The 15,025-nt window shown below is 70.4% G+C and carries 10 protein-coding genes; 6 read left to right on the top strand and 4 right to left on the bottom strand.

Annotated features, from left to right (window positions below; translation table 11 throughout):
• Positions 1-113: 113 nt before the first annotated feature.
• Positions 114-2,945: an XrtA/PEP-CTERM system TPR-repeat protein PrsT gene (prsT, locus tag CKO31_RS00480; RefSeq protein WP_200232935.1), complete on the top strand. Its 2,832-nt coding sequence runs from the start codon at positions 114-116 to the stop codon at positions 2,943-2,945.
• 10 nt (positions 2,946-2,955) lie between these two features.
• On the opposite strand, the gene CKO31_RS00475 is transcribed toward prsT, so the two are convergent.
• The 3 genes from CKO31_RS00475 to CKO31_RS00465 all read right to left on the bottom strand — a co-directional run bounded on the left by CKO31_RS00475 (position 2,956) and on the right by CKO31_RS00465 (position 5,636).
• On the bottom strand, positions 2,956-4,254 hold the full coding sequence (locus CKO31_RS00475; RefSeq protein ID WP_200232931.1) for an FGGY-family carbohydrate kinase: 1,299 nt from the start codon (positions 4,252-4,254) through the stop codon (positions 2,956-2,958).
• Entirely contained in the window at positions 4,251-4,640 is a 390-nt protein-coding gene (gene queF, locus CKO31_RS00470; RefSeq protein WP_200232929.1) for a preQ(1) synthase, read from the bottom strand. The genes CKO31_RS00475 and queF overlap by 4 nt, the downstream gene beginning before the upstream one ends.
• 87 nt (positions 4,641-4,727) lie before the next feature.
• A complete protein-coding gene (locus CKO31_RS00465) occupies positions 4,728-5,636 on the bottom strand; it encodes a homocysteine S-methyltransferase family protein (protein ID WP_200232927.1) in 909 nt (302 codons plus the stop codon).
• A 198-nt stretch (positions 5,637-5,834) separates the two neighbouring features.
• Between CKO31_RS00465 and smc the strand changes: the two genes are divergently transcribed.
• The 5 genes from smc to CKO31_RS00440 all read left to right on the top strand — a co-directional run bounded on the left by smc (position 5,835) and on the right by CKO31_RS00440 (position 13,973).
• Entirely contained in the window at positions 5,835-9,341 is a 3,507-nt protein-coding gene (gene smc / locus CKO31_RS00460; protein ID WP_200232925.1) for a chromosome segregation protein SMC, read from the top strand.
• 220 nt (positions 9,342-9,561) lie between these two features.
• Positions 9,562-10,305 (top strand): cell division protein ZipA, encoded by a 744-nt coding sequence (locus tag CKO31_RS00455; RefSeq protein WP_200232919.1) that lies wholly within the window; start codon positions 9,562-9,564, stop codon positions 10,303-10,305.
• A complete protein-coding gene (ligA, locus tag CKO31_RS00450; RefSeq protein ID WP_200232917.1) occupies positions 10,302-12,590 on the top strand; it encodes an NAD-dependent DNA ligase LigA in 2,289 nt (762 codons plus the stop codon). The genes CKO31_RS00455 and ligA overlap by 4 nt, the downstream gene beginning before the upstream one ends.
• A 197-nt stretch (positions 12,591-12,787) precedes the next feature.
• Entirely contained in the window at positions 12,788-13,066 is a 279-nt protein-coding gene (locus tag CKO31_RS00445; RefSeq protein ID WP_200232915.1) for a segregation and condensation protein A, read from the top strand.
• A gap of 16 nt (positions 13,067-13,082) precedes the next feature.
• Positions 13,083-13,973 carry a carbonic anhydrase gene (locus CKO31_RS00440; RefSeq protein ID WP_200232913.1) on the top strand — a complete coding sequence of 297 codons (891 nt, stop codon included), beginning with the start codon at positions 13,083-13,085 and terminating at the stop codon, positions 13,971-13,973.
• Positions 13,974-14,048: 75 nt separating this feature from the next.
• Here CKO31_RS00440 and CKO31_RS00435 read toward each other — a convergent pair whose 3' ends face one another.
• Entirely contained in the window at positions 14,049-14,912 is an 864-nt protein-coding gene (locus CKO31_RS00435; protein ID WP_200232900.1) for a peptidylprolyl isomerase, read from the bottom strand.
• Positions 14,913-15,025 lie beyond the last annotated feature (113 nt).

The raw sequence follows: 15,025 nt of genomic DNA, 5'->3' as shown, positions 1-15,025 counted from the left end.
CAATGAAGGCATTCTGAAACCGTGTTTTCGAGCACCGCGCCGATTTTGGATAACGCAAGGCCAAACAATCGGCGTCTCCTTCGCTGCGCACACTCACACTTCTGGAGGTCGTCATGACCAGCAGCCCGCGGCAGTCATCCCAGGCGCTGTCGATAATCGCATCCATCGGCCTGAATCGGTATTGGCAGAAGCGCATGCTCGTGCTCGTCAGTCTCCTGTGCGTCCTCGCCGCTGCCCCGCTGGGGGCGGACGAGACCGGCCTCGGCAAGGCCCGGGGCTTCTTCGACGAGGGCAATTACAGCGCCGCCGAGATCGAGCTCAAGAATCTGCTTCAGGCCGACCCCAACCTCGCCGAGGCAAGGCTGCTGCTCGCGCAGCTGTATCTGCGCTCGGGCGAAGGCGCCGCCGCCGAAAAGGAGCTGCGCCGGGCGTTGGAGATCGGTGCCGACCCGTCGGCACTGCGCTTCGACCTCATCGAGGCCAAGCTGCAGCAACAGAAGTTCGCCGAAGTGCTCCAGTCCTTGGAGGCTGCGGCGCTGCCTGAGCAGGAGCGTGCCCGGGCGCTCGCCCTGCGCGGGCGTGCGCACATGGGATTGGAGGAGACGCAAGCGGCCGAGGACGCTTTCTCGGCCGCGGTGGCGCTGGACCCGTCCCAGCGCGACGCCGGCGCCGGCTTGGTCCAGCTGGCATTGCTAGACGGCGACATCGACGGCGCCGACGCCGCCTCGGCGCGCCTGCGCGAGCAATATCCGCAGGACCCGGACATCATGCTGCTGCGGGCCGAGGTCGAGCGCCGGGCCGAGCGCCCGGAGGCCGCGGTCGCGCTGTACGGCGAGGTGCTGGAGCTGGAGCCCGAGAATCTGCGTGCACTGCTCGGGCGTGCGACCACCCTGGTCAGCCTGGAACGCTTCGATGACGCCCGCACCGACCTGGAGCAGGTGGACGCCATCCAGCCGAATATCGTCATCGCGAGCTATCTGCGCGGCGTGATGGCCTTCTACGACCGCGACTGGGACACGGCCGGCGAGCACTTGCAGCGCGTCTTGAGCGCGCGGCCTGCGCACGTCCAAAGCCAATTGCTGATGGGCATCGTCAGCTATGCCCGCGACGACCTGCAACTGGCCGAGGAATACCTCTCGCGCATCAACACCGCCATGCCCGGCAATCCGCAGGCGGCCAAGGTGCTCGCCGCGACGCGGCTCAAGCTGCGAGAGCCCGAGCGGGCGGTGGCGGTGCTGGAGCCCATCGCCAAGGATGCCGACCCCCAGATCATGGCGCTGTTGGGCAGCGCCTACATGCTCGCCGGCGATCAGCAGCAGGGCCAGCAGTGGCTGAGCCGCGCGGTGGAAACCGCCCCCGACGTGGCGGCGCTGCGCACGCAGCTGGCCTTGACCCTCATCGCCGGCGGCGACATGGGCGGTGCCATCAACGAGCTCGAGAGCGCCGTGGACCTGGGGCAGGAAGTACTCCAGGCCGACGTGCTGCTGGTGCTGGCCAAGCTCAAAGAGCAGCGCTACGACGAAGCCATCACCGCCAGTGAAGCACTGGAGCAGCGCCGGCCCGACAGCGCGGTCGCCTTCAATCTCACTGGCTTGGCGTTGCTGGCGCAAGGCGAGCTGGATGCGGCCCGGGCCAAGTTCGAGACGGCCTTGGAGCTGGATTCCGAGTTCTCCACCGCCCTCATCAACCTCGCCCGGGTGGAGGTTGCCAACGAGGACCTGGACGCCGCCGAGGCCCAGTACCAGCGTGCGCTGACACAGAGTCCCAAGAACCTTGCCGCGCTGCTCGGCATGGCCGCCATCGCGGAGCTGCGCGACGACGATGCCGGCATCGTGGCATGGCTGAACAAGGCCCAGGACGCCAATGCCGCCGCTGCCCAGCCCGGGCTGCTGCTGAGCCGGTACTACATCGATCGCGGCGAGCACCTGAAGGCGCTGACGGCGGCCAACGACCTTGCCGCGCGCTTTCCGGACAACGTCGATGCGCTGGAGATGCTCGGGCGCGCGCAGACCCTGGCGGATGAGCCCGCCAGCGCCATTCGCACCTTCGAGCAGATCCTGGAGAAGCGCCCGGATGATCCGCGTGTCCACTACCTCAAGGGCGGTGCCGAGTGGAAGAGTGATGAGCTGGACGCCGCCCGGCGCTCCTTCGAGCGTGCCATCGAGCTGAAGCCGGATTTCGTGGATGCACGCGTGGCGCTGGCCTCGGTGCTGGTCGCAGCCGACAAGGAAGCGGCGGCGGCGCAGATCGCCCGCGGTCTGCAGGATGACTATCCCGACCAGCCCTTGGGCTATCGGCTCGAGGGCACGGTGCAAATGTCCGCGCGCAAGCCAGAGTCTGCCGTTGGGCCTTTGCGCAAGGCCCTGGAGCTGGCGCCATCCGCAGAGCTGGTGCGCCAGCTCGCCGAGGCTTATGCGCGGGCTGACCGTCCCGACGATGCCATTGCGCTGTTACAGGATTGGGGCGGCCGGCAGCCGAACGACTTCGGCAGCCAAGCCATGCTGGCGATGCTCATGCACGGCGAGGGCATGACCGATCGCGCGCTGCCCATCTACGAGCGCCTCTATGCCGCCGGGCAGAACAACATCCTGGTCCTGAACAATCTCGCTTGGATCCTGCACGAGCGCGGCGATGAGCGCGCGCTGGAGATCGCCGGCAAGGCCTATGAGCTGGATCCGAACCGGCCCGAGGTGGCCGATACCTATGGCTGGATTCTGTTCAACACCGGCGAGCGAGACAGGGGCTTGAGCATCCTGCAGCAGGCGCATCTGGCCTATCCCACGCAGACGGAAATCGCCTACCACACCGCTTGGGCGCTGAGCGATGTGGGCCGCGGCAGCGAGGCGCTCCCCATCCTGCGTCGGCTGCTGCGCGAGCATCCCAACGCCGAGCAGGCCGACGAGGCCCAGGCGCTGCTGGACAAGCTCGGCGACGGTGCCGGCTGAGCCCGCTCAGTTAGAGCGCTGCCAGCGCCAACCGGGCGACGCCGGCGGCGGCCTCCTGCTCCGCCGCCGGTACAACGTCCACCCCCAGCAAGCGCCGGCGCATGGCCGTCCACGTGGAATTACCGGCGCCCCCGCCGATGCTGAGCACGCGGCTCGGGGCCGGGGCCCCGAGCCGGGTGAGCAGGTGGTAGCCGTCGCGCTCGATGCGGGCGATGCCCTCCAGCAGGCCGTGCAAGAATTGCACGTCATCCGGCGGGCGCGGCCTCAGCCGCGGCGCCAGGCTGGGGTCTTGCACCGGAAAGCGCTCCCCGACCCCGGGCAGGGGATAGTAGTCGAGGCCGCTCGGGACATCCGGGTCGATGCGGGCGCTGAGTCGCGCCAGCGCCGCGTCGTCGAAATGCGCCCGCAACACGGCGCCGCCGCTGTTGGAGGCGCCGCCCACCAGCCATTGATTCCCTAGCCGGTGGCTGTAGACGCCGTAGTCGGACGCCGTCACCGGCCGCTCGGCGATGATCTTGAGCACCAGGGTGCTGCCGAGGCTGGTCACCGCATCACCCGGCTCGGTTGCACCCGTTGCGAGCACGGCCGCGGTGCTGTCCGTGGTGCCGGCGCAGACCAGGGTATCGGCGGGGAGTCCCGAGGCTTTCGCCGCGCTCGGGGCGATGGACCCGAGCGCCAGCCCCGGCGCATGCACCTGCGGCAGTGTCTGCGCCGGCAGCCCCAGACCCGCGAGCCAGCTCGGCCAGCGCTGCGCCGCCGGGTCGAAGCCGAGCTTGAGGGCGTTGTTCCAGTCGCTGTCGCCGAAGCGCCCGAGCAGACAGCCCGTGAGCCAGTCCGCCTGGTGCAGCACGCACAGGTCCTGCGGGTCGGCATTGGCTTGCGCCAGCAAGTGCAGCGCCTTGGCCAGGCTGGCTCCGACGCCGCGCGCCGGCGAGCTCACGGGCGCCGCGTCGGCCACCCCGGCGGCGGCCCGCACGGCGCTGCGGTCGTTGTACATGAGCGCCGGGCCTAAGGGTCGGCCGTCGCGGTGGGCGAGCAGCACTGTGGCCGATGTCCCGTCCAGGCAGAGGGCGCAGGGCCGCCCGCTCAGGTCCGCGGCCGCGGCCAGTCGGCGCAGCGTCCGCAGCAAGGCCTGCCACCAGAGCGCCGGATCCTGCCGCACGTCGCCGGCCGCGGTCTTGTCCGCCGCCGGCAGCGGCTCGGCTGCCGTCGCGACCCGGCTGCCGGTGGTGTCCAGGGCCACCGCCCGCACGCCGCTGGTGCCGACATCGACGCCGATGCCGACGGGGCCGCCGGCGCCCGCCGTCATGGCAGCTGCACGGGCGGCGGTGCCTGCCAGCCGGGCGCGCGATGCTCGGCGATCACCTTGGTATAGATACCGCCGCGCACGTTGAAGTCCGCCGTGAGGCGCATGAACCTTGGTGCGGTCGCCGCCACCAGGTCGCCGAGAATGCGGTTGGTCATGGCCTCGTGGAAGCCGCCCTCGTCGCGGAAGGACCAGACGTAGAGCTTGAGGCTCTTCAGCTCCACGCACTTGGCCTCGGGGATATACTCGATGGTGAGCTCGGCGAAGTCCGGCTGACCGGTCTTAGGGCACAGGCAGGTGAACTCCGGCACGCGGATGCGAATGACATAGTCGCGGCCGGGCTCGGGGTTGTCGAAGGTTTCGAGGTTTTTCGTGGGGGGTGACGGCATCGGGGATTGGCCGGTGGCGGTTGGAAGTTTGAAGTTTGAAGTTAGAAGTTTGGGGTGGCGGGCAGTGTGCCCTGTCGGGGCCGGCTGTCAGCGTGATGATGGGCGTACGACGCTGTGGCCTGCCGACTCCAGACGCTCGCGCAGGTGGCGGATGTGTGCCGGGCCGACCTCGCAGCAGCCGCCGACGATGCCCGCGCCCTGCTCGACCCAGGTCATGGCGAAGTCGGCATAGGCCTCGGGCGACAGATCGCGCCTTGCCTCCAGCGCGTCCACCGTTCCGCCGGGGGCGAGTCCGGCGATGGAGGTGAAGCCGTTGGCATAGGCGCCGGTGACGCCGCCGCCGGTCGCAAAGGTGTCCCAGGCGGCGCCGATGGACTCCGGGCGGGAGCAGTTGAGCAGGCGGGCGTCGATGCCGAGCTCGCGCAGGGCCGCCACGCCCTCGGCCAGGGGCTCGCCGCTGCGCAGTGTGCCGCTGTCGTCGTCGGCGATGGTCAGGCTGATCCACACGGGCAGGCCGCTTTCGAGCGCGGCGGCCGCGGCGGCGGTGGCCTCGGCGACGCTGGCGAGGGTTTCCCCGAGCAAGACATCCACATGCTCGGCCTGCGCGGCGACGATGCGCCGGTAGGCGGCGAGCGCCTCATCATGCGCCGGCGAGACCTCGGGGTGATAGCTGGCCACCAGCGGCGGCAGGCAGCCGGCGATGGCCACGTCCCGGCCGCTGTCGTCGCGCACCCGGGTGACGATCTCACAGGCGCTCGCCTGCAGCTCGGCGAAGAGGCCTTCGCTGGCCTGCGCCGCCAGTCTTTGGGGCGTTGCGGAATAGGTATTGAGCGTGAGCACAGTGGCGCCGGCGTCGATGTAATCCCGGTGCACGGCGGCGACCAGCTCCGGCTCGTCCAGCAGGACCCTGGCCGACCAAAGGGGCGAGGGGGGTTGGCTGGATCGGGCGATCAGCTCCTGACCCATGCCGCCGTCGAGCAGGACGATTTCGCTCATAGTGCGCTCTCCGTTCGGATGCCTCTCGGCAATTGCTTTAAGGAAGTTCGGCGCCGGCGTCCGTGTCGGCTTCTCGCTTTCGGCTCCTGCCTGCCCATCCTACGGGAGCCCGCGGTTCATCGCGAAGCCCAGCGCGCTCGCCCCGGTGTCCGTCGCTGGACGCTTGTGGGGGTTGGGCCCCTTGCGTATCGTTCCGTCATGCGGCTGGAAAAGATCAAACTGACTGGATTCAAGTCCTTCGTCGACGCGACGACGGTGCCCTTTCCGAGCAACCTGGTGGGTGTCGTCGGGCCCAACGGCTGCGGCAAGTCCAATGTGATCGATGCCGTGCGCTGGGTCATGGGCGAGAGCTCCGCGAAGATGCTCCGCGGCGAGTCCATGGCGGACGTCATCTTCAACGGCAGCACCAGCCGCAAGCCCGTCGGCGTCGCCGGCATCGAGCTCACCTTCGACAACAGCTCCGGCCGCGCCGGCGGCGAATTCACCCGCTTCAGCGAGATCGCCGTCAAGCGCCAGGTCTCCCGCGACGGCCAGTCCACCTATTTCCTCAACGGCGCCCGCTGCCGGCGCCGGGACATCCAGGATCTCTTTCTCGGAACGGGTCTCGGACCGCGCAGCTACGCCATCATCGAGCAGGGCATGATCTCGCGCTTCATCGAGGCCAAGCCCGATGAGCTGCGCCTGTTCATCGAAGAGGCCGCCGGCATCTCCAAGTACAAGGAGCGCCGCCGCGAGACCGAGAACCGCATCCGCCACACCCGCGAGAACCTGGACCGCCTCGACGACCTGCGCGACGAGGTGGCCAAGCAGCTCAAGCACCTGGAGCGCCAGGCCGAGACCGCCGAGAAGTACCGTCGGCTGAAAGAGGACGAACGGCGCCTGGAGGACGAGCTGACGGCGCTGCGCTGGCGCGAGCTGGATCAGGAGCTGGGCGCCCGCGAGCGCGCCATCGCCGAGCTGGAGGTGGACCTGGAGCGCCGCCGCGCCGAGCAGCGCCGGCTGGAGGCGCAGATCGAGTCGGACCGCGACGCCCATGCCGAGGCCTCGGACGCTTTCAACGCCGTGCAGGGCCGCTACTACTCGGTGGGCGCCGAGATCGCGCGTCTCGAGCAGGCCATCCGCTTCGCCGACGAGAACCGCAGCCGCCAGGAGGCGGAGCTCGCCCGGGTGCGCGAGGAGCTCGCCGCCGCCGAAGGTCACCGCGAGCGCGACACCGCGCGCATGGCCGAGCTGGCCGCGGAGCTGGAGCGCGACGAGCCGGCGCTGGCCGAGGTCGCCGAGCGCCTCGCCGCGGCCGGCGACGAGCTCGCCGGGGCCGAAGCGCAGCTGGAGTCCTGGCAGGCCGCCTGGGACGCCCTCCAGGAAGGCCCGGGCGGGCCCACCGAGCGCGCCCAGACCGAGCGCGGGCGCATCAACGACCTGGAGCAGCGCATCGCCCGTGCCGACCAGCGCGCCGCGCGCATGGCCGAGGACCGCGAGAAGCTCGACACTGGGAACCTCGCGGCCAAGCTCGAGCAGCTGAAGGAGCGCTCCGACGCCCTGGACGAGCAGATCGCCGCCGCCGCCGACGACCAGGCCCGCAGCGCCGAGTCCCTGCGGCAGCTGGAGGAGGAGCGCACGGCCGTCGCCGGCCGCCTGGATGCCGCCCGCACGGAGCTTCAGACCTGCCGCGGCCGGCAGGCCTCCCTGGAGGCCCTGCAGGACGCCGCGCTGGAGCAAGGGGACGACGCCGTGGGCGCCTGGATCGAGGCGCAGGGCCTCGGCGACGTGCCGCGCCTGGTGGACAGTATCGAGGTGGATGCCGGCTGGGAGGCGGCCGTGGAGGCGGTGCTCGACGACATGCTGGCGGCGCTGTGCATCGCCGACCTGGACACCCACGGCCCGCAGCTCGACTGCGGCCCGCTGGGCCTGCTGGGCCCGGGTCTGCGCCAAGACCCGGACCTGCCGGACCCGCAGGGCGACAGCCTCGCCGCGCGGGTGCGCTCACCCTGGCCGCTGCACGGGCTGCTGCACGGCATCCGCACCACCAACACCCTGGCCGAGGCCCTGTCGCGCCGCGGCGAGCTCGCACCCGGCGAGCGCATCGTCACCCGCGACGGCGCCCAGGTGGGACGCGACTGGCTCACCCGCCCCGGCGACGGCCCCCGGGTGGCGGGCACTCTGGCCCGCGCCGAGACGCTGCGCGCCTTGCAGGCGGAGAGCGACGAGCTCGACGGCGTCATCAACGAGCTGGTGGAGCGTCACGACGACCTCGCGGAGCGTCGCCAGAGCATGGAGCAGGCACGCGACGACGCACTGGACACCGTGAGCCGGCTGAGCCGCGACCGCGCCACACTGGATGCGGAAGTCGGCGCGGGGCGCTCGCGCCTGGAGCACATGCGCGAGCGGATCAGCGTGCTGGACGAAGAGCTGCGCGAGCTGACCGAGGCCCGCGCCGAGGCCGCCGAGGACATCGAAGCCTCCCGCGAGCGCCTGCACCAGGCCCTCGAAGAGACCGAGCGCCTCAGCACCGAGCGCGAGGCCCTCGGCACCCGGCGCGACGCCCTGCGCGCCCGTGTCGCCGAGGCCAGGGCCAGCGAGGCCGGCCTGCGCGACGAGCGCCAGCGCCTGGAGGTCGCGATCCAGACCAGGCGGGCCTCACTGGAGGCGCTGGAGGCCCAGCTCGGGCGCGCCGGGGAGCAGCTGACCACCCTCGGCGCCCGTCGCGACGAGCTGCTGGCGGCGCTCACCGAGGCCGCCGAGCCCGTCGCCGAGCAGCGCGAGCAGCTGGAGGCGCAGCTGGAGCAGCGTGTGGCCGTGGAGGCCGAGCTCGGCGCGGCGCGCGAGCGCATGGAGGCGCTGGATCAGTCGGTGCGCGAGGCCGAGCAGGCCCGCCACGCGCTGGAGCAGGGTGTGGCATCGGTGCAGCAGGACCTGGATGCCAAGCGCCTGGAGCGCCAAGAGCGACTGGTGCGCCGGCGCACCCTGGAGGAGCAGCTCGCCGAGCGCGGCGGGGTCATGGCCGAGATCGTCGCGGCGCTCGACCCCGCCGCCGGCAGCGGCGAGCACGAAACCGCCCTGGGCCAGGTCAAGTCCCGCATCGAGCGCCTGGGCAACATCAACCTCGCCGCCATCGACGAGTTCCGCGAGCAGTCCGAGCGCATGCGCTATCTCGACGAGCAGCACGCGGACATCAGCGACTCCCTGGAGACCCTGGAGGCGGCCATCCGCAAGATCGACCGCGAGACCCGGGCGCGCTTCCAGGACACCTTCGACCGCATCAACCAAGGGCTCCAGCAGCTTTTCCCGCGGGTGTTCGGCGGCGGCCACGCCTACCTGGAGCTCACCGGCGACGATCTGCTGGACACCGGGGTGGCCATCATGGCGCGCCCCCCCGGCAAGCGCAACGCCAGCATCCATTTGCTCTCCGGCGGCGAGAAGGCGCTCACCGCGGTGGCCCTGGTGTTCGCCATCTTCCAGCTCAATCCGGCGCCGTTTTGCATGCTCGACGAAGTGGACGCGCCGCTGGACGACGCCAATGTCGGGCGCTTCTGCGAGCTGGTGCGCTCCCTGTCGGACCAGGTCCAGTTCATCTTCATCACCCACAACAAGGTCACCATGGAGATCGCCGACCATCTCATTGGTGTGACCATGCACGAGCCCGGCGTGTCGCGGCTGGTGTCCGTGGACGTGGACGAGGCCGCGAAGCTCGCGGCCGTGTCTTGAGCCGCGCGGCGGGCTTCGGGGTTGCGCTCGGGTCTCGAGACCCGCGTTGGCAAGGGAATCGAGCCCCGGCCGGAATGCGATCGCGATAGCGCTGCCGGCCGTTGGGACTCGTTCGACCGCCCGGCGCGCACCGACCCGCGGCGGGTGCACTGCTATACTGCCGTGCGGCAAGGCGCAGACGCGCAACTCAATCAAGCGAGCATGAGGGGGCAAGCACCGAATGGACGCAGCAACTTTGCGCCTGATTTTGGTGGTCCTTGGGGCCGTGTTCCTGATCGGACTGTTTTTGTGGGAAAAGCAGCGGAGTGCCTCCGCGAGCGGTGAGCGCGCGCGGCCGGCGAAGCGGGCCAAGCCCGCACCGCGCAGCAGCCCGTCCGCGGAGCGCCGCCGCCAGGAGCCCAATCTGGGCGGGCTCGGCGACGATGGGCTGGATGAGTCGGCAGCCCCGAGCGGCGCTGCGGCAAAGAACGCGGCGGCGGACGCCGAGGCGGCGCCGTCATCCACCCAAACCGCGGCCCCGCCGCAGGGCGAGCCGCTGCTGATCCAGCTCTATATCACCAGCACCGGCGGCGCCTTCAGCGGCGATGAGATCCTGAGCGCGGCTGAGCGCTGCAAGCTGCGGCCCGGGGACATGAACATCTTCCACCGCACCCGCGGCGACGCCCCGGACGGCGAGCCGCTGTTCAGCATGGCCAACTTGGTCAAGCCCGGTACCTTCCCCTTCGACGACATGACCGAGTTCGCGAGCCCGGGGCTCGCCGTGTTCGCCCAATTCGAGGGCGAGCCGAGCGATCTGATGGTCTTCGACGAGATGCTCGATGCGACGCGCGTCATGGCCGAGCTGCTCGGCGGCGACATCCGCGGGCCGCACCGCGAGCCGCTGCGTGATGCCGACGCCAAGGCGCTGCGCGCACAGGTCCGCGCCTTGCTGCACGGCAGCGACGAGGGCGCCGAGGCCCCGTGAGCGCCCCGGCCGAGGCGGTACAGCGGGCCGAGGCGCTGCGCACCCAGCTGCACCACCACAATTATCGCTACTACGTCCTCGACGATCCGGAGATCACGGACGCCGCCTACGACCGGCTGTTCCGCGAGCTCCAGGACCTGGAAGCCGCGTACCCGGCGCTGCGCACCCCGGACTCGCCGACGCAGCGGGTGGGTGCGGAGCCCACCGAGCGCTTCGCCGAGGCGCGCCACCGGGTGCCCATGCTCTCCTTGGGCAATGCCCGCAACGACGCCGACGTGCAGGACTTCGACCGGCGTATCCGCAAGGATCTGGGGGTCGACGCCGTCGCCTATGTGGCCGAGCCGAAGCTCGACGGCCTCGCCATCAGCCTGCTCTACGAAGACGGCGTGCTGACGCGCGGCGCCACCCGCGGCGACGGCAGCGTCGGCGAGGACGTCACGGCCCAGGTGCGCACCATCGGCGCCGTGGCGCTGCGGCTCCAGGGCTCGGGCTGGCCGCGGCTGCTGGAGGTGCGCGGCGAGGTCTATCTGCCGCTCGCGGCCTTCGAGCGGCTGAAACAGCAGATGCTCGACGCCGGCCAGACGCCCTTCAAGAACCCCCGCAACGCCGCCGCCGGCAGCCTGCGCCAGCTGGACCCGGCGGTGACCGCCACCCGGCCGCTCACCATGTTCTGCTATGGCTTCGGCGCCGTGGAAGGCGGCGACCTGGGGCCGACCCAGAGCGGCGCGCTGGCGGCCTTTCGGGACTGGGGTCTGCGGGTGTCGCCGGAGTCCCGGGTCGTCACCGGTGCCGCCGGCTGCATCGACTATCATCGGCGCATCGGCGAGCGCCGCGATGCGCTGGACTACGAGATCGACGGCGTCGTCTTCAAGGTGGACGACCTCAAAGCCCAGCGCGAGCTCGGCTTCCGCGCCCGCGATCCGGTCTGGGCCATCGCCTACAAGTATCCGGCGCGGGAAGAGCAAACCGTCGTCCGCGCCGTCGAATTCCAAGTGGGCCGCACCGGTGCCGTCACGCCGGTGGCCAGGCTGGAGCCCGTGGACGTAGCGGGTGTCACCGTCGCCAATGCCACGCTGCACAACATCGACGAGGTGCACCGCAAGGACGTGCGCGCCGGCGACACCGTGATGATCCGCCGCGCCGGGGACGTCATCCCCGAGGTGGTGGCCGTGGTGGCGTCCCTGCGGCCCGAGCAGACCGAGCTGGTGCGGCTGCCCGCGCACTGCCCGGTGTGCGGCTCCGACGTCATCCGCGCCGAGGGCGAGGCGGTGGCCCGCTGCAGCGGCGGGCTCACTTGCGCCGCCCAGCGCAAGGAGGCGCTGAAGCACTTCGCCTCGCGCCGGGCCATGGACATCGACGGGCTCGGCGACAAGCTCATCGAGCAGCTGGTGGAGCAGGGCTTGGTGCATGACCCGGCGGACCTCTACGCGCTGGGCGTGGACGACTACGCGGGCCTTGAGCGCATGGCGCAGAAGTCGGCCAGGAATCTGGTCGACGCGCTGGACCGCAGTCGCCAAACCACGCTGGCGCGCTTCATCTACGCCCTCGGCATCCGCGAAGTGGGCGCGGCGACGGCGCAGGCGCTGGCCGCCCATTTCCGCGACCTGAAGCCGCTGATGGCGGCGGATCTGGACACCTTCATCGTCGACGAGCCGGGCATCGAAGGGGTCGGCGAGAAGACCGCCGCTGCGCTGCTGGCTTGGCTGGAGGCGCATCCCGACGCCGATCCTGGCGAGCAGCCCCTCGCCGATTGGCTCGCCGGCCTCGGCATCCGCGGGCTGCGGCCGGCGGCCGCCGCGCGCATCGCGGAGCGCTGGCCCGATGTCGCGGCGCTGCGACAGGCGCGGGTGGCGGATTTCCAAGGCGGCAAGCGCAGTTTGGTGGAGGGGGTCGGACCGGTGGTGGCCGCGCACATCGTGAGCTTCTTCGCTCAGCCCCACAACCGCGCGGTCATCGACAAGCTGCTGAGCCCGCACATCGGTGCCATCACCTGGGAGGCGCCGGCGGCGGCCGAGACCGAAGGCGCCGGGCAGCCGCTGGCGGGCAAGACCTTCGTCATCACCGGCACGCTGAGCCGCTCCCGGGACGCCGTCAAGGCGCAGTTGGAGGCCTTGGGCGCCAAGGTGACCGGCAGTATCTCCGGCAACACGGATTACCTGCTGGCAGGGGCCGATGCGGGCTCCAAGCGCGCCAAGGCGGAATCCCTCGGCGTTGAGATCCTGGACGAGGACGCCCTGGCCGCCCTCACCGAGGGTGCCTACACACTGGCTGCCGATCACGCCTGATCGGCGACACCGGTCTGTGGAGACCAACACAGGCACACACCGCGCGGGCCGCCTGTGATTTGCCGCCGGACAGGGGTCGGGTGAATAATGCGGGCGGCGCCCCGACCTCCCGGCAACATCGCAGAGCCGCGTCGCCGCCAGCCATGCCGCAGCGCCTCGGCCTGTAGCCAACGGCCAGATCCGAACGGAGGAGTCAGATGCCCGACCTCTCGCAAGAGCAGCAGATACTCGTCGCCATGCGCAAGACGCTGGCGGCCATCATCAAGGACGTGACCCCGCCCCCCGGCATGAAGCATCCGCTGTCCAACGACACCATTCAGGACGTCCGGCAATGCCTGGCACTGATCTCCGCGCGCGAGAAGGAGCTGGCGGATGCCGAGGGCCGCGGCGGTGAGCGCCCGTACTACGTCGACGAGCCCCAATCCGCCACCGTCGTGCCCATCGCCGGACTCAAGCGTCCGCAGGACAAGGACTGAGCCGGCGGCGCGGTCCGTGCTTACAAGTCTAGATCAGAGTCTGGGCCAAGGCCGGCAGCAGAGCCTGCGCCAGAGTCCGAGCCGGCTCAGGGCTCAGCCTGCCCGGCAGTGGTGCTTCCCCCATGCGCCCCGGGTACTCGGGCTCGCGCTGGCGCTTGGCGCGGCACCGGCCGCCACCTGGCAGACGGGCATTGCCTTGCCGGACCCTGAGGCGATGCCGCAATGGACCTACGCCGGTGACAAAGGGCCGGAGCACTGGAGCGAGCTCGATTCGACCTTCGGCGCCTGCGCCGGTCGAGACACGCAGTCCCCCGTGGCACTCGCCGAGGCCAGGGCGATGACGACTCCCTGCGAGCCGCTGCGCTTTCGCTATCGCAGCAGCCCCCTCTATGTCACCAATGACGGGCGCGCGCTGCGCCTCGGCTATGATCGCGGCAGCCACCTCGTGGTGGAGGGGCTGAGCTACGAGCTGGTGGAGCTGCGCTTCCATACGCCCGCCGAGCACGTCATCAACGGGGTGCGTGCCGACGCCGAGATTCAGCTGATCCACGCCAACAACCGCGGCGATATCGCCGTCGTCGCGGTGGCGCTCACGGCGGGGTCGCGGGTCAACAGCGTGTTGCGTCGGGTGTTGGAGAACGCACCGCGGGGGCCGGGGGAGAACTATTATGGCCGCAACGTCGGCGTCAATCCGCTGTTCCTCCTGCCGGGGCGCAAGGACTACTTCGCCTACAGGGGCTCGCTGACCCGCCCGCCATGCACCGAGGGCGTGCACTGGTATGTCATGCGAACACCCGTGGAGGTGCCGGTCGCCGACCTGCAACGCCTGGCGAGCTTGGTCGGCCCGAATGCCCGGCCCTTGCAGCGCCTCGGCAATCGTCGGATCACCAAGACCTGCGGGCTGTGATGGCCGACTGAGCTGTGACCGTCGCCGGACGTCGAGCCCATCTCGGGCCCGACGGCGGCTCGCGAGACGGCCCGTTTATTCGCCGTCCTCCTCCTTGAGCTTCACCACGTCTTCGTTCAGGTCCACCATGGCCTGATTGCGCATTTCGGTGAGCCTCACGGCGACCTTCTGGCGCTTGACGGCCGCCTCCAGCTGCGGCTTGGCGTCCGCGAAGGCAGGCGGCTCGGCATTGCGGGTCTCTTCGAGCAGGATGACGTGCCAGCCAAACTGGGTCTGCACGGGCTGCTCGGTCCACTGGCCGGGCTCGAGCTCGGCCACCGCATCGGCGAAGGGCTTCACCATCTGGCGATTGTCGAACCAGCCGAGGTCGCCGCCCTTATCCGCGGTGGGCCCAAGGGAATGCTCCTTTGCCAGGGCTTCGAAGTTCTTGCCCTTCTTCTTCGCGACCTGCTTGGCCAGCTCCTGGGCCTGCTCTTGCTCGTCCACCAGAATGTGACGGGCCTTGTATTCGGTCCGCTTGGCCTGCTCCTTGAACTGCTCGTAGGCCTGCTGAAGCTCGTCCTCGGAGACTTCGGTGTCCGCGGCAATGGCCTGCAGCGCCGCCTGGGACAGTACCAGCATGCGCTGGAGCGCCAACGAGGTCTGCACATCCGGCTGGTCGGCGAGATCGCGCGCGTCGGCTTCCTGTGCCGCGACCACCAAATTCATGAACTCATTGAAGACGCGCTCCTGGAGCTGTGGCGAGCTCTCCGAGCCCGCCTGCTGTAGCCGCTGGGCGTAGAAGGCGCGGAACAGGTCCAGGCTGTAGGGCTCGCCGTTGATGGTGGCGATGAGGGTGTCGTCGCCGCCGGCAGGCTCTTGCGCCAGCGCGGGCTGGGCCAGCAGCGCCGTCGCGAGGGCGGCGCCGAACAGGGTCTTTGGGGTGGATTTCAATAGCATCTGACTTCTCCCTCAGGGTGGTGACAAAGTGGCGAAGATGGGTGCCTGTCCCCGCCGGGGACGGGCGCCGTGGGGCTCCGGGCTGCGACCGCTCAGGGGTGGCCGCAGGCCAA

The organism is Thiohalocapsa halophila (assembly GCF_016583825.1).
Taxonomy (GTDB): Bacteria; Pseudomonadota; Gammaproteobacteria; order Chromatiales; family Chromatiaceae; genus Thiohalocapsa; species Thiohalocapsa halophila.
This window is presented reverse-complemented; position numbering and strand designations above follow the sequence as displayed.